The organism is Rhizobium acidisoli (genome assembly GCF_002531755.2).
GTDB lineage: Bacteria > Pseudomonadota > Alphaproteobacteria > Rhizobiales > Rhizobiaceae > Rhizobium > Rhizobium acidisoli.
In genome coordinates, this window is record NZ_CP034998.1 from 2,114,932 (window position 1) to 2,132,374 (window position 17,443).

The window sequence follows — 17,443 nt, forward strand, 5'->3', positions numbered from 1 at the left end:
GCCCCTCCCCACAATGGAGAGGGGCAACGATATTTACTGGTTGGCAGCCACCGGCCGAACCAGCGCCGTCACGCGGCGGACGGTGACGCGGCGGTTTTCCTGTTCGGGGCCTGACGTGTTGACCTTCAGATATTGCTCGCCATAGCCCTGTGTCGCCAAGTTCTCCGGCGGGATGCCGTAGACGTCGGAGAGCACGTTCGCGACCGATTCCGCCCGCTGGTCGGAGAGGACCAGGTTGCTCTGATCGGTTCCGACGGCATCCGTATGACCCTCAATCAGGAAGGTTTCGCTCGGATCCTTCTTCAGCACCTGGCTGATCGCGTCGGCAACCTTGCGCAGGGTGCGCGCCTGCGTCATCGGGATATCGGCGCTGCCGGTCGCGAAGGTGATCGTGTCGAGGTCGATGCGGCGCACCTTATCGCGGATACGGGCCGAATACTTCACCTCGTCAAGCGAGTAGACACGCTCTACCGGCTCGACGGGCGGCTCGCTCAGGAACTCGTAATAATCCCGGTCCGGGTCACTGCGAGTATCGATGATGTAATCGTTGAGCGGTACGCGCAGCCGCATCGGCGGCAAGTCGGCACCCGGATCCTCGAAATAGTCACGGTCCGGATCGTCGTAGAGGTCCTGCGAATAATAGAGCACATGCTCGCGCCCGCGGGCGTCGACGCGCGACCGCTGAATGATATCGCCATAGCGGTTCCGGATTGTCACGATTCGGTAACCCTCCGGCCGCGTGATTGTCTCGCGGTAGCGATCACCCGACAGCTCCTCGTAACTCGGCCGTTCGCCGTCGCGCAGGAACCGCCTGTCGTCGTCGCCACGCACGATCACCCGATTGTCGTATTGGATGATCACACGATTATCGTCGGTGCTGTCGTCGACGCGCGCGCCGTCGGGACGAACGAATTGCGGCCGCGCATCGAGCTTTCTGCCCTTCTCGCTGGTCACCGCTTCAAGCTTGATCGTCGGCGCCGCCTTGGCGCCGCTGGAGGCCTGCGCATCGGCATCCGAGGTCGGCACCTTCACCTCCTGGGTCTCGGCGCGCATCTTGTCGCGGTCGCGGCGGCCTTCGCGGCCCTTGCTGCGGTCGGCATCCTTGTCGCTGTCGAGCACAGCCGCACCGTTCTCGACTGGCAACACGACGGTCTCGTTGCTCTTGGCCGGATCCGCGGCAATCTTCTTGCGGCGCTCGAGCTCTTCGGGCGAAGCCTTTTCCGGCGCCGGAATGGCCTGCTCGACCTGCTTGCCGCCGCTGGCATCCGGCAATGGCTGAGCTGTGTCGGTCGCCGGCGCGGTCGGCTGCGCGCCGGCGGGCTGTTCGCCGGCAGGCTTTGCGGCGGTGCCGTCCTTCGGCTCTTCGGCGGGTACGGCTTCTGGTGCCGCGGCTTTATCTTCGGTCGTCTTGCCTTCAGTTGCCTTATCTTCAGTTGCCTTGCCTTCGGCCGGCTTCTCCGCGGGTGCTGCGGCTTCGCCCTTTACGGGCTTCTTCTCTGCCGGTGCTTCGGCGGCGGGTTTTGCCTCCGGCTTGACTTCGGGCTTGGCCTGTTCCTCGGCCGGCGTCACGGCCTCGGGAGCGGCAGTCTCGGTCTTTTCCTTGCCTTTATCCTTGCCCTGGGCCTTGTCCTGCCCTTTGGCGCGCTTGCCGCCCTCCGGCTTGGCTTCCGGCTGCGCCTGCTCCGTCTCCGGCTGCGCCTCCTTTGCCGCCGGCTGCTGTTCGGGCTGCGGCTGAGCCTCGGGCTCGGCCTGCTTCTTCGGCTTCCTCGGCTTCTCCTGCGTTATCGGCTGCTCCTGCTGCGGCGCGGCCTCCGGCTTGGCCTCGGGCTGAGCCTCCTGCTTAGCCTTCCGCTCGGGCTTGCTTTCGGCCTGCGGGGCGGGTTTTTCCTTCGGCGCTTCGGCCTTCGGCGGTTCCGGCTCTGCCTTGGGTTCGGGCGCCGGCGCCTCCTTGCGCTCGGCCTTCGGCTTTTCGGCGGGCGCCTCCTTCGGCTGCTCGGCGGCCGGTGCCTTTTCGGCCGGAGCCTCTTCCTTCTGCTTGCGCTTCTTCTTCAGCAATTCCTCATCGGAAGGCGCATCCTGAGGCGCGTCCTGCGCCACTTCGAAACTGCCTTGTTCGACTTGCCGCACGGCCTGTGCCTGCGTCGCGACGTCGCGCACGGCAGCCATTGCCGATGCCGGCTGGAATGCCAGCGAGAGGGAAAGCAGCGGAAAAGCCGCGCTTGCGAACAATCTTGATTTCATGCCCATCGGGTTTCCTCGATCCTGTTTGAGCTTCCTGAAGGCCGATAGGCCCTGCTTCCGCCCCTAGCGTCGCAATGAGGCGAAACAGCGAAATGGCAATTGCCGAGCCGCCGATTTGTTCCGGTTCTAGGAAGCCGCAGATTAACCTCGCGTGAATGTTGCAGTCTGCCGACGTTCATCTCGACTGCTATTTGCACCGCCCAATTGCGATGGGATTTGTGTTGCAATTCCATGAAAAAAAGTCTGATTATCGCCGCAAGGCGGTCTCGGACCGTTGAACTGCAGCCGTCAGCCCGCGAGAAAAAGAGCGGCGGCTACCAACAGAGAGGATCCTCATGCATATCTCCACCCGTATTTTCGCGGCAGTCTCGATCGCGGCGATGTCCCTTTTCGCCGGCTCGGCCATGGCCGATGGCGAGAAGTATGTGATCGGCACCGATTCGACCTATCCGCCCTTCGAGTTCGTCGATGCCAGCGGCACGATCCAGGGCTTCGACATCGACATCACGAAGGCGCTTTGTGCCGAGATGAAGGCTGAATGCTCCTTCGTCAGCACCGACTGGGACGGCATCATCCCGGCGCTCAACGCCAAGAAGTTCGACATGATCGTTTCCTCCATGTCGATCACGCCGGAGCGCCTGAAGCTCGTCGACTTCTCCAACAAGTACTACAACACCCCGCCGGCCATCGCCGTGCCGAAGGATTCGAAGATCACCGACGTTGCCGGCCTCAAAGGCAAGGTGATCGGCGCACAGACCTCGACAACGCACGCCAACTACGCCGAGAAGCACCTGGCCGACACCGAACTGAAGCTCTATCCGACGGCTGACGAATACAAGCTCGACGTCTCCAGCGGCCGTGTCGACGCCGTCATCGACGACGTCGTCGTTCTCTCCGAATGGGTCAAATCCGACGCCGGCGCCTGCTGCAAGATCCTGACCACCCTGCCGGTCGACAAGGAAATCAACGGCAACGGCGCAGGCATTGCCATCCGTAAAGGCGATCCGCTCAAGGAAAAGCTGAACACGGCAATCGCTGCGATCCGCGCCAGCGGTGAATACAAGAAGATCCAGGACAAGTACTTCGACTTCGACGTTTACGGCGAATAAGAAATTCGCTATCTGGCCAGTCAAGGTAATGGCGGAAGGCTTGCTCTTCCGCCATTTTTGTTTGACAAAGATGGCAAGATCAAAACGGCAAAAGCCGTGAGGGGAATTCACGCATGGGCGGATTATTTTCCGCGCTCGGCTCCTTCTGGAGCGCACTTGTGCACATTCTGGATCCGCTGTGCGGACCCGTCGGCATCTTCACCTGGCTGGGTCAGTCGACGATCCTTGCCTGTGGCGACACCGGCTGGGGCGACGAGATCGCACTTGGCCTGCAGGTCACCGTTTCGGTGGCAATCGTCACCCTGCCGATCGGCCTCGCCATCGGCTTCCTGGTGGCGCTCGGCCAGCAGTCGGAAGAAAAATCGCTGCGGCTGGCGGCCGGCATCTACACGACCATCTTCCGCGGCCTGCCGGAGCTCCTGACGCTCTTCATCATCTATTACGGCATGCAGATGCTGATCCAGTCTCTGCTGACCTTCGTCGGTTATGACGGACCTCCGGTCGAGATCAATGCCTTCCTCGCCGGCGTCATCGCGCTTTCGGTGGTTTTTTCAGCCTATTGTTCGGAAGTGCTGCTCTCGGCCTTTCGCGCCATTCCCAAGGGGCAATATGAGGCCGGCGACTCGCTTGGCCTGCATCACGGCCGCACGCTGCGTCTGATCATCTTGCCGCAGCTGGTGCGCATCGCCTTGCCGGGCCTGACGAACCTCTGGATGGTGCTCCTGAAGGACACCTCTTACGTCTCGATCATCAGCCTTGCCGATATCCTGCGCCAGACGAGCGTCGCCGTGCGGGTCACCAAGGAACCCTTCTTCTTTTATGGCCTGGCCTGCTGCCTTTATCTGGTGCTGGCCATTCTCTCCTCCTTTCTGCTCGTCTATGTCGAGCGCTGGGCCAAGCGTTCGGAGATCCGCCGATGAGCTACGCCGAAACGCTGATCCCGCCGCAACCCGCACCTCGCGAAGTGATGAAGCCGATGACGCCGGCGCGTATGGCCGGCTATATTTTCGTCGCCGCCTGGGCTGTATTCGGCGCGCTGCTGGTGATCTCCGTCGTCAACGGCTGGGATCCGGAAAAATTCACCCGCTACGGACCGCGCTATCTCCACGGTCTCGGGGTCACGCTCAGCCTCGTTTTCATTTCCGTCATCTGCGGCGCAGTTCTGTCGCTGCCGCTTGCCGCGGCGCGCATGTCGAAGAACCGGGTGCTGAATGCGCTCGCCTACGGCTATATCTATTTCTTCCGCGGCACACCGCTGCTGGCCCAACTGTTCCTGGTCTATTACGGCCTTGGCGTATTCCGGCCGCAGCTTGAGGCCGTCGGCATCTGGTGGTTCTTCCGCGAAGCCTGGTATTGCGGCCTTTTTGCCATGACCATCAATACCGCGGCCTACCAGGCGGAAATCCTGCGCGGCGCTATCGAAAGCGTACCGCACGGCCAGCACGAAGCGGCTGCAGCCCTCGGCATCCACAAGTTCATCGCCTTCCGCAAGATCGTTCTGCCGCAGGCCCTCATCGTCGCGCTTCGCCCTTACGGCAACGAGATCATCCTGCTAATCAAGGGCTCGGCGGTCGTCGCCATCATCACCGTGCTCGACCTGATGGGCGAGACCCGCTATGCCTTCTCCCGCACCTTCGACTACCAGACCTATCTCTGGGCAGCGATCTTCTACCTCGTCATCGTCGAGGCACTGCGCCATCTCTGGGCCTGGATCGAGCGCCGCCTGACCCGGCATCTCAAGCGTTGACGCCTGCGGTTCCGGCCTGGCAGCACTCTCGGCGCGATGCTGCCAAGTCGTTGATATCAAAAATAAATTGTCCTTTTATGAAGTATCTGTAAAGCTTCCGTTAACCACTCGCATGTTTCCATATCACGTAGCGCTAATAAGCGCACGAGTGGGAACGAGAAGAAGTGAACACGATGCACAAGGACATGGAAAAACAACTGCAGGGCTATGGCCTGACGACCGCCCAGATCCTCTACCACCTGCCGGATCATCCGGCGATTCTGCAGACTTATGTCTGGCAGGAATATGATCTCGCCCCCGATTTCCCCGAAATGCGCGGCTTCCTGAAATTCTGGGAAGAAAAGCTCGACGGACCGCTGCATTCGGTGCGCTACATCCACCGCAAGCTGATCTCCGCGACCGAGTGGCGGGCGCTGAAGGGAGAGTTCATCCTGCACTGATCCGGCTTGCGCAGAATCAGACATGTGCCTCGCCATGGCCGAATTCGCCTTGGTCGCGGACCGGGCTGAGCGCAAAACAGAGGATGCCGAGGTAGAAGACGGCGACGATGACGATGACCGCAAGGCCGGGAATAGGCCCCAGCACGGCATTGTCGATGACATAGGTCCAGGATTGCGCCTGCAGCGCCGGCATGCCCTCCGTCTGCAACTTCGGCGTCGAGATTTTCAGGCACCAGGCAAGAAACAGGATGGAATACATCCAGACGTAATTGCGTCTGAGCCGGCGGTGCATCGCGTCCCGATAGCTGAGCAGGAAACGCGGTTTGCGCAAGCTGCTGGCAACCACCGCGGCCCATTCTCTCCCGGCCCCTGCCTCCGGCGCCAGGATCTGCGCAAAATAGCTGCGCTCGATCTGGCGGATGCGGGCGCGGTAGATGTCGAAGAAGCGGTAGCGCCGCGCCTCGATGATCAGAAGCAGCGTCACCAGCATCATCCCGAACAGCAGAACGCCGTGATGCGAGGTCGGCGTCGACAGCGACACCGAAAGCAGCGCCGCCACCACAGTGATTGCCCAGTTCGACGTCCGGTCGATGCGGTCGCGCCAGCTCGTCATCCGTCCGAGTTCGCCGCGGTAATAATGGCTGAGCGTATTGGTAATCTCGCCCGGCGTACCAGGCAGCAGCAACGCCCGCGCAGCCTCTCCTTCCAATACCGATGACACCCTTTCTTGCTCCGATTTCATGACTTTTCCTCCCTTCGTCTTGTTTTTGGCCATTCTGCGCCCACAGCCACGCCATTGCAAAACATCGAAAGCCGCCTTAGACGCATGCGTGAAACAAAAGGACGGCGGACTGCTATGGCAAAGAAGATCGACGAAGAAGCCCTTGGCGAGGCCTATAACCGCGCTCTGGCGCTGGAAAAGGCCGGCGATGTCGACGCGGCCGTTGCAGCCTATGAGGAAGTCCTGGCGATTGATCCCGACGATCATGGCGGTGCAGCCGTGCGCATCGCCGCGATGGGCCGGGGCGAGACGCCGGTCAGGGCGCCGGACGCCTATGTCGAGACCCTGTTCGACCAGCATGCCGAGGTTTTCGAAGACGTGCTCGTCGAGCAGCTCGGCTATCACGTGCCGATGCTGGTGCGCCAGCGGCTGCAGGCGCTGAAGCTCGGGCCGTTCAAGCGACTGCTCGATCTCGGCTGCGGCACGGGCCTCACCGGCGGCGCGCTCCGCGACCTCTGCGCCGATATGACCGGCCTCGACCTTTCGGAGAAGATGGTCGAGGTCGCCCATGAGAAGGACCTCTACGAGACGCTCTTCGTCGCCGAGGTCGAGGACTTCCTCGACGACAATGATGAGGAAGCCTTCGATATCATCACCGCCACCGACGTGCTGCCCTATCTCGGCGCGCTCGAACCGCTGTTCTTCGGCGCCGCCGAGAACCTGACGCCCGGCGGCCTGTTCATCTTCTCCTCGGAAACCCTGCCGGAGGAGACCCTTGCCGGCCGCGCCTACATGGTCGGCCCGCACCAGCGCTTCGCCCATGCTGACGCCTATGTGAAAGAACGCCTGGCGGCCACCGGCTTCGAGCTCGTCGAGATATCGGATATCAATGTGCGCATGGAAGACGGCCAGCCGACGCCCGGCCATCTGGTGATCGCCAGATATATCGGCTGAGGCAATAGTTACACGATCGACGAACTATCTGTTGCGCATTCCTTTCCGACCTGATACTTAGTCGGTCGGTAAAGTTTTCCACCTAACAGGAAAGGTCGCCGCATGTCGCTCGTGTTCTATGGGCATCCGCTCGCCTCCTTCTGCCACAAAGTGTTGGTCGCGCTTTACGAAAACGGCACGCCCTTCGAAAACCGCCTCGTCGATCTCTCCGACGAGGCCTCGCGTGCCGATCTTTTCCGCTTCTGGCCGATCGGCAAGATGCCGCTGCTGCGGGACGAAGCGCGCGACAGCACGGTTCCCGAGACGTCGATCATCATCGAATATCTCGATCATTATTATCCCGGCCCCGTTTCCCTGCTGCCGCTGGAAATCGACCGGGCGCTGCAGGTCCGCCTCTGGGATCGCTTCTTCGACCACTATGTCCAGGCGCCGATGCAGACCATCGTCAGCAATCGCCGGCGCCCCGAGGGCAAGGAGGACGAGACGGAGGTGGCCGCCTGCAAGGCGACACTTGCCACCGCCTATGCGATGATCGAAAAACAGCTCTCCGAGAGCTCATGGATCTCGGGCGAGGCCTTTACCATGGCCGATTGCGCCGCCGCCCCCGCCCTCTTCTACGCCGAGACGCTGGTCCCGTTTTCAGAGGAGCAGCAGAAGCTTCGCGCCTATTACGACCGGCTACTCGCCCGCCCATCCTTTGCAAGGGCGCTGGAAGAGGCCCGCCCCTATTTCAAGTTCTATCCCTACCATGACAGGCTGCCCAGCCGCTTCCGGGATGCGGCGGGATGATCGACGGCCAGGCGGGACTCGATCGCATGTTCCACGCGCTTTCCGATCGCAGCCGTCGCGGCATGATCGACCGCCTCGGCCGCGGCCCGGCTTCTGTCACCGAGCTGGCCGCGCCGCTTGCGGTTGCCCTGCCGACGGTGATGAAACATCTGCAGGTGCTGGAGGAAAGCGGCCTCGTACTCTCCGAAAAATCCGGCCGGGTGCGAACCTACCGCCTGCAGCAGGACGCGCTTGCCGCCGTCGAGCGCTGGGTGGAACAGCGAAAGAGCCGCTGGAACGCTACCTTCGACAGGCTGGATCAATATCTCGCCGAAGAATCGGAGACCTTTTCCGAATGACGACACGATCCGCCGAACACACCACCCTCGTCATCGAGCGGCGCCTGAAGGCGCCGGTCGCCCGCGTCTTCCGCGCCTGGTCGACACCGGAGGCCAAGCGCCAATGGTTCGCCTGCCATGGCGAATGGGCGCCGCTGGAATACAGACTCGACTTCCGTCCCGGCGGTACCGAGCGGAACCATGTCGCCGATACCGACGGGCTTTTACATGCTTTTGACGCCCATTACATCGATATCGTGCCTGATTCCCGCATTATCTATGCCTATGAGATGAAGCTCGGCGAAAGGCGCATTTCCGCCTCGCTCGCCACCGTCGCCTTCGAAGCCGACCCCGAGGGCACCAGGATGATCTTTACTGAACAGGTGGTCTTTCTCGACGGCTACGCCGACAACGGCGCACGCCTCCAGGGCACACAAATCGGTCTCGACAATCTCGAACTTTTTCTGGAGCGCGAGGCGAGCCCGATCCATTAGCCGCTTGATTTCTTCCGGGAGGCGGCAGCCTTTGCTGACATATTCAACGCCGCAGCGGCGCGAAAGAGCGCCTTCAACGCCTCCTCGTCGATCTCGTCGCCCTCATGGAAATCGATGGCTCGCCGCGTGTTGCCGTCGAGGCTGGAATTGAAGAGACCTGAAGGGTCCTGCAATGATGCGCCCTTGGCGAAGGTCAGCTTCACCGCGCTCTTGTAGGTCTCGCCGGTGCAGATGATGCCGGAACGCTCCCACACCGGAACCCCTCGCCACTTCCATTCCTCGACCACCTCGGGCTCGGCCTGCCTGATGAGCGCACGGATCCGGGCGAGCATTTCGCCGCGCCAATCGCCGAGTTCCTTGATCCTGGCGTCGATCAGTTGAGACGGCGAGGCTCCCCCGTTTGCGTCCCCGGAAGCGCTCGTCTTCATTGCTGCTGTCGCTTTCTTCATAGTTCCTCCCGCCCTCATGCGAGGGGTATTGGTGATTACATCCGTTCGCCGGGCAGTTGGCTGGCCTGCTCCACCCAGGCGGCAAGCTGGGCTTCATCGATTTCGTCGTCCTCGCGAATATCGAGATAGCGGACTTCCTTCTGCTTGGAATGGCCGGGCGGCAGAGGCTGAAGCGACGCACCCCGGAAGAATGCCACCTTGATGTATTTCGTGAAGCAATGAATGCCGAGGAACCAGCCCTGCCCTTCGATGCCGTAGAAGGGCGAGTTCCATTTGACTGCCTTATACACATTCGGCACGATACGCGTGATCAGTGCATCGAGGCGGCGCCCGACGTCACTTTTCCAGCCCGGCATCGCGGCGATATAGGCCTGCACCGGAGCTTCGCCGTAACCCTTGGCGATCTGCGGATTGCCGCCCGAGAGAAGGGTCGGCTCTGCAGCGGCCCGCTTGGCGGCGGTCTTCTCGGTGAGCGTCACTTGGGTCTTGGACGTCTTGCCGGCCATTGTGTCACTCCTATCTCCCACGCATCTGGCAGCATAGGGCAGCAGGAAGAGGCAAAGACCGGCCAGCAACAGCAGGCCAAGCGGCAGCACTGCCAAGACGTCGCACCAGACGGTCGATTTCTCCTGTACCACAGCGATAATATTGAGAATGACCGCTACGGTAAAGGCAACGGACAGCCAGCGGGGGATCTGCAGCAACCAGTAGTTCCAGCTCAATAGGGCCTCCCCCGTTTACGTCAGCCGAGGCGACGGGCCGCCTCACTCCGTCCGCGCCAGCACCTGCTCCAGATTTCCAAGGAACTGCGTCCACCCGCTCCTGGCGCCGCCGTAAGCCTGCCGCTGATCCGGCCGGAAACCCGATTGCTCCATACGCAGATGCGTGCCCGTGGCGGTCGGAGTGAGAGTCCAGGTGACGATGCTTTCAAGACCGTAGGCATCCCAGCTATAGGACAGGGTCTTGTTCGACTCGACCTCCAGAACCTTGCAATCGACCGAGCCCCAATCGGCGTTGAAGCTGAAGCGATGATCAACGGCCGGCTTGAAGTCGCTCTTCATCAGCCACTCCTGGATCAGGTGCGGCTGCGTGAGCGCCCGCCAGATCTTTTCCGAAGGAAAAGGGATTTCCCGTTCTATGACGACGGAGCGCGTTTCTGTCGATATGTCGGTCATTGATCCATCCTTTTCAGCAAATCCTCGAGATCGTTGAAGCGGTTTTGCCAGAACCCGGCCATCTCGCTCGTCCAGTCGACCAGCGGAGCAAGCGCACCGAGCTGCGCGCTATAATGCGTCTGGCGGCCCTCATGGCGGTCGCGTACCAATCCGGCCTGCTTCAATATGCCCAGATGTTTTGAGACGACCGGCTGCGAGACCCCGGCCCGAGCCGTCAGAGCCCCGACCGTCTTCTCCCCTTCCCGGCACAACCGCTCGAACAGAGCCCGCCGGGTCGGATCAGCGAGTGTTTTGAACAGCGCGTCTTGAGCATCGGACATTTGGAATCCATACCTATTCAGCTATGGATTAACGTATAGCTACGCAGGTATTCGTTCGTCAAGAGGTAAAGAGAAGAGGAAGGAATGAATAGGCCTGTTGATGGGAATCAGGCAGCGAACACGCTCTTGAAGAAAACGGCCAGCGACTTCAACATAGCTAATTGGCTATGCATCGATACGTTTGGCTGGGTCACGCGCCCCAGGACGATTCTGGCTAGGTTGCCGCGAGGATTAGGCGAGCAGTCGTTTCGAAATGGGCATGGCCGTACGCACCTGCACGTCAACCTGGCAACAGAACGCCGAAAGCCGCGGGCGGCTTCCGGCGATGTCAGACTTACCCGCTTCGTTCGACCTCAGGAACCGGAAACGACCTTCAGATTGCCGCCATGGCTGCCGCCTGCGAAAACCTGCTTGCGGCCAAATTCGTTGTTGAAGGCCAGGCGCTGCTGCTCACGGGTGATACCGAGTTCGGGGAAGAGCAACTCGGCGACACGATAGGCTTCTTCCAGGTGCGGATAGCCGGAACCGATGACCGTATCGATGCCGATCTCCTGATATTCAGCAAGGCGCGCGGCAACCGTCTTCGGCGAGCCCACAAGCGCCGTGCCGGCACCGGCGCGCACCAGGCCGACACCGGCCCAAAGATTCGGCGAGACCTCGAGTTTGTCGCGGCGGCCGCCGTGAAGGGCGGCCATTCGCTTCTGGCCGATCGAGTCCGACTCATGAACGAAGCGCTCCTGCGCCTCGCGGATCGTATCGTCGTCGAGATGACGGATCAGCCGTTCCGCCGCCTCCCATGCCTCCTCGTCGGTTTCGCGCACGATGAAGTGCAGGCGGATGCCGAAGCTCACCTCGCGGCCGCGGTCGGCGGCGGCCTTGCGCACCTTAGTGACCTTTTCGGCCACCTGCGCCGGCGGCTCGCCCCAGGTCAGATACTTGTCGACGCGACCGACCGAGAAGTCGATGCCGGCATCCGACGAGCCGCCGAAATAGAGCGGCGGCCGCGGGTTCTGCACCGAGGGAAAGCCGAGGCGCGCATTGGTCGCCTTGATATATTTGCCGTCGAAACTCGCCGTTCCCTTATCCAGCAGTTCCTCGAAAACGGTGAAAAACTCCTCGGCATGGGCATAACGCTCGTCATGCTCGAGATGGATGCCGTCACCGGCAAGCTCGGCCGGGCTGCCGCCGACGACGATGTTAAGCAGCAGGCGGCCGTTGGAAATACGGTCGAGCGTCGTTGCCAGACGCGCGTAATAGGCCGGTGACGCCGTGCCGGGACGGATCGCCACCAGGAACTGCAGTTTCTCGGTCTTGGCGGCGAGCGCCGCCGCCGTCACGAAGGACTCCTCGCAGGCAACCCCGGTCGGCAGCAGCACGCCGGAATAGCCGAGACGATCGACGGCCTGGGCGATCTGCGTGAGATAGCCGATTTCGGGCGCGCGGTTGAGATCGGCGGAACCGAGATAGGTGCCGTCGCCCGACGTCGGGATGAACCAGAGGAAATTGATGGGATCGGATGTGGCGGTCATGGAAACGGTCCTTTGCTGCGAAATTCGAAAATCGGCCCGCGCGATTTAACTGGCCCTTGGCAGGCGACGAGGTGCAGAACGTGCCTGCGCGTGCCGCCACGCAGAAGCCTGCGAGGATGGCGGTGCGGCGGAAGAGGATGCCGGGGCTTGTCTGCGCGTGAACATCTGAATACCTGTCGATCGATGGCGGCGGCCGGATGCCTCGATCCATCGTTCGCCGGAATACTGCCATAGACTATAAATTATATCGACAATATCAATTTTCCATTGTCGTCCGCTTCGGGGAATAATTTTCCTCGTTCCGTCGCTTGCCGGCAAGCCTGCTGATGGCGGCGTTCCGCCGCTATCTCCCTCAACGTTCGGCGGCCAGCCGCTCCCGGATAAAGCCGGCCCCACCCGCAAGACGCGTCGCCAAGAGGCTCGTGGGATCGACCATGCGCCAATAGGGCGTGACCAGCGAAACCGGTTCGCCCTTTTGCAACGCGAGGAAAGACAGATCGGCAATCGCGCGCAGATGCCGCTGCACGGTGACGGGACAACAGGCGTCCGCCCCGTATTCGGCAGCGAGGCGGCGGCGAAGGACGCCAAGCTCGGTGAAAACACCTTGCTGTGCGGATCGAATCTGTTCTGCAACCATCTGCTGCGATGGAATAAGCATCGACTGCATTCCACTGCGGCCTTTGCGCCGCGGCTCGATCGTCGGAGTTTCGCGAATGTCACCCCCGGAAACATTTGCCTAAAGCATGTCGCGCAAAACTGTGCAGCAGTTTTGCGATAACGGCATGCGTAAAAACAAAGAGCTAAAGCGCAAAGAGCGAATTTGAAAGATCGCGACGCGCTTTAGTCTCCATTTAGGGCTGAGGCGAACGGCAACCAGCCTCATATCCGTCTATCGCAACGAACTCCGTCTTCACGGCTTTTCTGCTCCGGCCGTTTCGGTTAATCCTCAGAGCCTCGCACTCGGGATAAGGACAGGACATATGGCTAAAGTCGCATTCATCGGTCTCGGCGTCATGGGTTTTCCCATGGCCGGTCATCTGAAGACGAAGGGCGGCCACGATGTCACCGTCTACAATCGCACAGTCGAAAAAGCCGTCGCCTGGGCTGAAAAATTCTCCGGCAAATCCGCATCCACCCCGGCCGAGGCTGCCGCGGGCGCCGATTTCGTCTTCGTCTGCGTCGGCAATGACGAAGATCTCCGCTCGGTGACATCTGGCGAAAACGGCGTCCTGCACGGCATGAAGCCGGGGTCGGTGCTGATCGACAACACCACCGCCAGCGCCGAGGTCGCCCGCGAACTTTATGCCGCGGCAAAGGAAAAAGGCGTGAATTTCATCGACGCTCCCGTTTCCGGCGGCCAGGCCGGCGCTGAAAACGGCGTCCTGACCGTGATGTGCGGCGGCGACGAGGCCGTCTTCGATCGTACAAGGCCCGTCATCGACGCCTATGCCCGCATGGTCGGTCTGATGGGACCGGCAGGCTCTGGCCAATTGACCAAGATGGTCAACCAGATCTGCATCGCCGGCCTCGTCCAGGGGCTTGCCGAAGGGCTGCATTTCGGCAAGCGCGCCGGCCTTGATATCGAAAAGGTCGTCGAGGTGATCTCCAAGGGGGCGGCCGGCTCCTGGCAGATGGAAAACCGCCACAAGACCATGAACGCCGGCAAATATGATTTCGGCTTCGCGGTCGACTGGATGCGCAAGGATCTCGGCATCGTGCTCACCGAAGCCCGCCGCAATGGCGCCAAGCTGCCGGTCACCGCGGTCGTCGACCAGTTCTACGGCGACGTCCAGGCGATGGGCGGCAATCGCTGGGATACATCCTCATTGCTTGCGCGTCTGGAACAGGAAGATTTTAGGCCGGATCGGCCTAAAATCTGAATCCTGTTCCAAACTAAGAGGAAGAGCATGATGTCGTCCGAAAACTGCTCACACTTTTCGGCATCATGCTCTGGAAAAATGATCGACCCCTCCTCCAGCGCAGCCGACTTGATCGCGCATCTCGAAACGCTGCGTTCGGAGGAGAACGTCGACGGCATGGCGCGTTTCGGCATCCTCACCACACACGCCCTCGGCATCTCCAATCCCGATATCAGAGCGGTCGCCAGACTGGCAAAGAAGAATCACGCCAGAGCGATCGAGCTCTGGCGAAGCGATATCCGTGAAGCCCGCCTGCTCGCCCTCTGTACCGCCGAGTCGAAACGGCTGACGGCGGAAGAAGCCCGGAATTGGGCCAATGATTTCAATTCCTGGGAGATCGTCGATTGCGCCGCCGATCTCTTCGTCGAGGCCGGGCTGGACGCACTCATCTCAGAATTCGCCGACGACGATCGCGAATTCGTCAGGCGCACGGCCTTCGCCATGATCGCAGGCGCCGCCGTCCATCGCAAGAACGAGCCCGACGCCACCATCCTTGCCTGGCTGCCGCTGATCAAGGCTCATGCCGGCGACCCTCGAAACTTCGTGCGCAAGGCCGTCAATTGGGCACTCCGCAGCATCGGCAAGCGCAATCTCACCTGCCATGCACCGGCGCTCGCCATTGCCAAGGCGCTGGCGGAAAGCCCTGACAAAACCGCCCGCTGGATCGGCAAGGATGCCGCCAAGGAACTGGCGGGCGAAAAGCTGCTGGCACGGCTGAAATAAGCGCATGCCGGTTTCTAGGCGAAGCCCTTGTTCGTCAATGCCGCTTCATCAATGCTGCCGGGATTTTTCGACCAGGAAATCGATCAGCACCCGCACTGCCGGCGGCATGCCCTTGGCGGTCGTGAAGACGATATAGAACTGGCTCTCCTCCGACTGCCATTCCGGCAGCACGCGCACCAGCTTGCCGGCCTGGAGATCGGCTTCGCAGGCGCTCTCGAGCAAAAGCCCGAAGCCGAGACCGGCCCGGGCCGCGTCAAGGATGGCGGTCATGCTGCGGCAGGTGAGCCGCGGCTGATGCCGAATCACTCGTTTGGCGTCATTGGGACCGATCAATTCCCAACTGTGAAAAGACACCCATGACGTCATTGCCAGCGTCGGAAGGTCGGCGAGCTCGTCCACGCAATTCAAGCCGCCGGTACGCTCGACCAGCGAGGGACTTGCGACCAGGATGCCGCGCCCGGTCGAGCTTGCGCATCGTCAGGCTCGTCTGCGTCTCGGGCTCGTTGGTCGCCCTCACCTCAAGATCGATCCGTTCGTTGATGAGGTCGGCGCGCCGGTCGGAGCCGATGATCTGCAGCTTGATCTTCGGATAGCGCTCGAGGAACTCAGGCAGGATTCCGCCGACCGAGATATCGACGAGGCCAAGCGGGCAGCCCATTCGTACCACGCCTTGCGGATCGGATTGAGCCTCGCTGACGATTGACTTGGCGCGGTCGGCCTCCTGCAATATGGTCTGGCATCTTTCGTAGAAAGCCTGACCGATCTCCGTCACTCGGAAGTGACGAGTCGAGCGTTCTATCAGCCTTGCACCAAGCCCGTCTTCAAGGCGGCTGACCCGTCTGCTCAGCTTCGATCGCGGTATCTTCAGATCGCGGCTTGCAGAAGCGAAGCCGCCGCTGGAGACGACAGCGGCGAAATAATAGTAGTCGTTGAGATCGTCCATCAGAACAAGCTGCCCGCGAGAAGGAAACGAATGCCGGCCCCCTGCAGAGGTTGTATCCCCTCTCCATAAAAGCTGTAATCACGTTGTCGGCATTGGATTTTCTTTGCGCGCCTGTTGCGGCAACACCAGCCGACGCGCCAACGCAGAAGAGACCCACAGCTCCGTTCGCGCGTAGACGCTATCGACCGATCCAACTCGCTTGAAAATTGAAATGGGGTCTCTCTAGAACAAAGCTGGAAAGAAGCCGGTGTGCGATACGCAACGAAGCGGTTCGGCTCCTCAAAAAGGCTTTTGAAAGTTGCCCAGAGGACTGCGCGTCAAAAACGCTGCAAGGACGGCCCGGCAGGGAAGACCGGACCCGTCCCCGTAGCTGATCGGAGGTCACTCGGATCAGAAACTGATTTGAAATGCTCCCGGCGAAGACCGGGAGCACCAATAGGCAGATTAGAACGAACGCTGCAGGCGGAAGTAGCCCGAAGTGGAGTCGTCGCCTTCATCCGGATCGAGGTACTGAACCGAAGCCTTGGCGTAGAAGTTGTCGACGATCTGGTAATCGACTGTCAGACCGACCTTCCAGGCATCGTTGTCGCTGAAGTCGTCGCCGGCAGCATAGTAGTCGCCGTAGTACTGGACGCCAGGAGTGATCTTGAGCTTGTCGGTTGCCTTGATTGCGTATTCGGCAGCGACAGCCCATTCAGCTGCGGAGTAGTAGGAGTTCGGGCCGGAAGAGTACACAGCAGCGAGGCCGAGCGTACCGGGACCGATTTCAACCGTACCCATAGCGCGGATTGCGCCGTCTTCGTTGTCGAAGTCCCAGCCGCCGGTGACCTGGTAGCTGAACGCGCCGGCAGTGCCGCCAACGCCGAAGGCAACGCCAACGTTGTTCGGCTCTTCGCCAGACTTGTAGAAGCCATCTTCCAGTTCGTCGACGCTGATGCCGGCGTAGAAGGTGCCGCTTTCGTACTGATAGCGGAGGGAGTTGTGCAGCGTTACGATCGAACCGATATCGTCGGTTTCGCCGGAGAGGCCATCGTCCCACCAGCTGTAGAAGAGACCGGCGCGGAAGCCCGCGACGTCAAGGTAAGCGGAGTCGAGGATGGCATCCTGATCCGAAGCGTTGTCAGCATTGAACTGCATGACGATGACGCCGGTCAGCGGACCATACTCGGTGTCGCTCTTGGCCGTGAACTGAACCTGACCGCGGGTCTTGGCATCCCAATCCGAATCGTTGCTGGCCGAGCCATTGAGCGGCTGATCACCAACGTCGACCTGGAAACGGATGTAGCCTTCGATCTTGAGGCAGGTTTCGGTGCCCGGGATGTAGAAATAGCCGGTGCCGTAAGCGTCGCAGACGCGAACATATTCAACCGGTTCCGGCTCAGCAGCAACGATAGCGTCAGCTGCAAGAACCGGCGTCGATGCAGCAAATGCTGCTGCTGATGCAAGCAAAACCATTCTGATGTTCATTTACCAATCCATTCCTTTGTCGATCGGGGCTGGCTTCCAATCGGGTAGTCGATTTGAAGCCGGCCCAGTTTGAACAGCCATCTCGGCGTGCGGATCGATCGAACCG

Annotated in this window: 19 protein-coding genes and 1 pseudogene; 10 read left to right on the plus strand and 10 right to left on the minus strand. The window is 61.0% G+C overall.

Translation table 11 applies throughout. From position 1 onward, the window contains the following. Positions 1-33: 33 nt before the first annotated feature. The gene (locus CO657_RS10465) at positions 34-2,247 is read right to left on the minus strand and encodes an OmpA family protein (RefSeq protein WP_054184819.1); all 2,214 of its coding nucleotides are present in this window, start codon (positions 2,245-2,247) and stop codon (positions 34-36) included. A gap of 329 nt (positions 2,248-2,576) precedes the next feature. On the opposite strand from CO657_RS10465, the gene CO657_RS10470 reads away from it, so the two are divergent. The 4 genes from CO657_RS10470 to CO657_RS10485 all read left to right on the plus strand — a co-directional run bounded on the left by CO657_RS10470 (position 2,577) and on the right by CO657_RS10485 (position 5,537). Next, positions 2,577-3,350, plus strand: coding sequence for a transporter substrate-binding domain-containing protein (locus tag CO657_RS10470; protein WP_054184818.1), 774 nt, complete (start codon positions 2,577-2,579; stop codon positions 3,348-3,350). Positions 3,351-3,463: 113 nt separating this feature from the next. After that, positions 3,464-4,270, plus strand: a complete 807-nt coding sequence (locus CO657_RS10475) for an ABC transporter permease (RefSeq protein WP_012557911.1) — start codon at positions 3,464-3,466, stop codon at positions 4,268-4,270. After that, complete coding sequence (locus tag CO657_RS10480; RefSeq protein WP_003594111.1) at positions 4,267-5,097, plus strand: ABC transporter permease; 831 nt, start codon at positions 4,267-4,269, stop codon at positions 5,095-5,097. The genes CO657_RS10475 and CO657_RS10480 overlap by 4 nt, the downstream gene beginning before the upstream one ends. Before the next feature lie 173 nt (positions 5,098-5,270). Beyond that, entirely contained in the window at positions 5,271-5,537 is a 267-nt protein-coding gene (locus CO657_RS10485; RefSeq protein ID WP_003594110.1) for an usg protein, read from the plus strand. A 16-nt stretch (positions 5,538-5,553) separates the two neighbouring features. On the opposite strand, the gene CO657_RS10490 is transcribed toward CO657_RS10485, so the two are convergent. Next, a complete protein-coding gene (locus tag CO657_RS10490; protein WP_003594109.1) occupies positions 5,554-6,279 on the minus strand; it encodes a DUF2270 domain-containing protein in 726 nt (241 codons plus the stop codon). 114 nt (positions 6,280-6,393) lie between these two features. Here CO657_RS10490 and CO657_RS10495 point away from each other — a divergent pair, with 114 nt between their 5' ends. The 4 genes from CO657_RS10495 to CO657_RS10510 all read left to right on the plus strand — a co-directional run bounded on the left by CO657_RS10495 (position 6,394) and on the right by CO657_RS10510 (position 8,812). After that, on the plus strand, positions 6,394-7,212 hold the full coding sequence (locus tag CO657_RS10495; protein ID WP_054184817.1) for a class I SAM-dependent DNA methyltransferase: 819 nt from the start codon (positions 6,394-6,396) through the stop codon (positions 7,210-7,212). A gap of 102 nt (positions 7,213-7,314) precedes the next feature. Next, positions 7,315-8,001, plus strand: coding sequence for a glutathione S-transferase family protein (locus CO657_RS10500; protein WP_054184816.1), 687 nt, complete (start codon positions 7,315-7,317; stop codon positions 7,999-8,001). Beyond that, the gene (locus CO657_RS10505) at positions 7,998-8,339 is read left to right on the plus strand and encodes an ArsR/SmtB family transcription factor (protein ID WP_054184815.1); all 342 of its coding nucleotides are present in this window, start codon (positions 7,998-8,000) and stop codon (positions 8,337-8,339) included. Before CO657_RS10500 ends, CO657_RS10505 begins: the two co-directional genes overlap by 4 nt. Then, positions 8,336-8,812: an SRPBCC family protein gene (locus tag CO657_RS10510; RefSeq protein ID WP_012557913.1), complete on the plus strand. Its 477-nt coding sequence runs from the start codon at positions 8,336-8,338 to the stop codon at positions 8,810-8,812. The genes CO657_RS10505 and CO657_RS10510 overlap by 4 nt, the downstream gene beginning before the upstream one ends. Here the strand turns inward: CO657_RS10510 and CO657_RS10515 are convergent. The 6 genes from CO657_RS10515 to CO657_RS10540 all read right to left on the minus strand — a co-directional run bounded on the left by CO657_RS10515 (position 8,809) and on the right by CO657_RS10540 (position 13,000). Continuing rightward, positions 8,809-9,261: a DUF1801 domain-containing protein gene (locus tag CO657_RS10515; protein ID WP_054184814.1), complete on the minus strand. Its 453-nt coding sequence runs from the start codon at positions 9,259-9,261 to the stop codon at positions 8,809-8,811. The genes CO657_RS10510 and CO657_RS10515 overlap by 4 nt on opposite strands. Positions 9,262-9,296: 35 nt before the next feature. Beyond that, on the minus strand, positions 9,297-9,767 hold the full coding sequence (locus CO657_RS10520; RefSeq protein ID WP_012557915.1) for a DUF1801 domain-containing protein: 471 nt from the start codon (positions 9,765-9,767) through the stop codon (positions 9,297-9,299). A gap of 258 nt (positions 9,768-10,025) precedes the next feature. Beyond that, entirely contained in the window at positions 10,026-10,436 is a 411-nt protein-coding gene (locus tag CO657_RS10525; protein ID WP_054184813.1) for an SRPBCC family protein, read from the minus strand. Further along, the gene (locus tag CO657_RS10530) at positions 10,433-10,756 is read right to left on the minus strand and encodes an ArsR/SmtB family transcription factor (protein WP_003594094.1); all 324 of its coding nucleotides are present in this window, start codon (positions 10,754-10,756) and stop codon (positions 10,433-10,435) included. The genes CO657_RS10525 and CO657_RS10530 overlap by 4 nt, the downstream gene beginning before the upstream one ends. Before the next feature lie 353 nt (positions 10,757-11,109). Beyond that, complete coding sequence (ssuD, locus tag CO657_RS10535; protein WP_054184812.1) at positions 11,110-12,285, minus strand: FMNH2-dependent alkanesulfonate monooxygenase; 1,176 nt, start codon at positions 12,283-12,285, stop codon at positions 11,110-11,112. Between the two features lie 352 nt (positions 12,286-12,637). Further along, the gene (locus CO657_RS10540; protein WP_054184811.1) at positions 12,638-13,000 is read right to left on the minus strand and encodes a hypothetical protein; all 363 of its coding nucleotides are present in this window, start codon (positions 12,998-13,000) and stop codon (positions 12,638-12,640) included. Positions 13,001-13,265: 265 nt separating this feature from the next. Here CO657_RS10540 and CO657_RS10545 point away from each other — a divergent pair, with 265 nt between their 5' ends. Then, complete coding sequence (locus CO657_RS10545) at positions 13,266-14,165, plus strand: NAD(P)-dependent oxidoreductase (RefSeq protein WP_054184810.1); 900 nt, start codon at positions 13,266-13,268, stop codon at positions 14,163-14,165. Positions 14,166-14,243: 78 nt separating this feature from the next. Beyond that, on the plus strand, positions 14,244-14,927 hold the full coding sequence (locus tag CO657_RS10550; protein ID WP_054184809.1) for a DNA alkylation repair protein: 684 nt from the start codon (positions 14,244-14,246) through the stop codon (positions 14,925-14,927). Between the two features lie 48 nt (positions 14,928-14,975). On the opposite strand, the pseudogene CO657_RS10555 reads toward CO657_RS10550, so the two are convergent. Next, a pseudogene (locus CO657_RS10555) lies at positions 14,976-15,870 on the minus strand (LysR substrate-binding domain-containing protein). Positions 15,871-16,314: 444 nt separating this feature from the next. Next, positions 16,315-17,337: a porin gene (locus CO657_RS10560; protein ID WP_054184808.1), complete on the minus strand. Its 1,023-nt coding sequence runs from the start codon at positions 17,335-17,337 to the stop codon at positions 16,315-16,317. Positions 17,338-17,443 lie beyond the last annotated feature (106 nt).

What these genes read in the sequence shown, in the direction of transcription:
- CO657_RS10465 (WP_054184819.1), bottom strand. Translation starts at nt 2,247, where the DNA reads ATGGGCATGAAATCAAGATTGTTCGCAAGCGCGGCTTTTCCGCTGCTT.
- CO657_RS10470 (WP_054184818.1), top strand. Translation starts at nt 2,577, where the DNA reads ATGCATATCTCCACCCGTATTTTCGCGGCAGTCTCGATCGCGGCGATG.
- CO657_RS10475 (WP_012557911.1), top strand. Translation starts at nt 3,464, where the DNA reads ATGGGCGGATTATTTTCCGCGCTCGGCTCCTTCTGGAGCGCACTTGTG.
- CO657_RS10480 (WP_003594111.1), top strand. Translation starts at nt 4,267, where the DNA reads ATGAGCTACGCCGAAACGCTGATCCCGCCGCAACCCGCACCTCGCGAA.
- CO657_RS10485 (WP_003594110.1), top strand. Translation starts at nt 5,271, where the DNA reads ATGCACAAGGACATGGAAAAACAACTGCAGGGCTATGGCCTGACGACC.
- CO657_RS10490 (WP_003594109.1), bottom strand. Translation starts at nt 6,279, where the DNA reads ATGAAATCGGAGCAAGAAAGGGTGTCATCGGTATTGGAAGGAGAGGCT.
- CO657_RS10495 (WP_054184817.1), top strand. Translation starts at nt 6,394, where the DNA reads ATGGCAAAGAAGATCGACGAAGAAGCCCTTGGCGAGGCCTATAACCGC.
- CO657_RS10500 (WP_054184816.1), top strand. Translation starts at nt 7,315, where the DNA reads ATGTCGCTCGTGTTCTATGGGCATCCGCTCGCCTCCTTCTGCCACAAA.
- CO657_RS10505 (WP_054184815.1), top strand. Translation starts at nt 7,998, where the DNA reads ATGATCGACGGCCAGGCGGGACTCGATCGCATGTTCCACGCGCTTTCC.
- CO657_RS10510 (WP_012557913.1), top strand. Translation starts at nt 8,336, where the DNA reads ATGACGACACGATCCGCCGAACACACCACCCTCGTCATCGAGCGGCGC.
- CO657_RS10515 (WP_054184814.1), bottom strand. Translation starts at nt 9,261, where the DNA reads ATGAAGAAAGCGACAGCAGCAATGAAGACGAGCGCTTCCGGGGACGCA.
- CO657_RS10520 (WP_012557915.1), bottom strand. Translation starts at nt 9,767, where the DNA reads ATGGCCGGCAAGACGTCCAAGACCCAAGTGACGCTCACCGAGAAGACC.
- CO657_RS10525 (WP_054184813.1), bottom strand. Translation starts at nt 10,436, where the DNA reads ATGACCGACATATCGACAGAAACGCGCTCCGTCGTCATAGAACGGGAA.
- CO657_RS10530 (WP_003594094.1), bottom strand. Translation starts at nt 10,756, where the DNA reads ATGTCCGATGCTCAAGACGCGCTGTTCAAAACACTCGCTGATCCGACC.
- ssuD (WP_054184812.1), bottom strand. Translation starts at nt 12,285, where the DNA reads ATGACCGCCACATCCGATCCCATCAATTTCCTCTGGTTCATCCCGACG.
- CO657_RS10545 (WP_054184810.1), top strand. Translation starts at nt 13,266, where the DNA reads ATGGCTAAAGTCGCATTCATCGGTCTCGGCGTCATGGGTTTTCCCATG.
- CO657_RS10550 (WP_054184809.1), top strand. Translation starts at nt 14,244, where the DNA reads ATGATCGACCCCTCCTCCAGCGCAGCCGACTTGATCGCGCATCTCGAA.
- CO657_RS10560 (WP_054184808.1), bottom strand. Translation starts at nt 17,337, where the DNA reads ATGAACATCAGAATGGTTTTGCTTGCATCAGCAGCAGCATTTGCTGCA.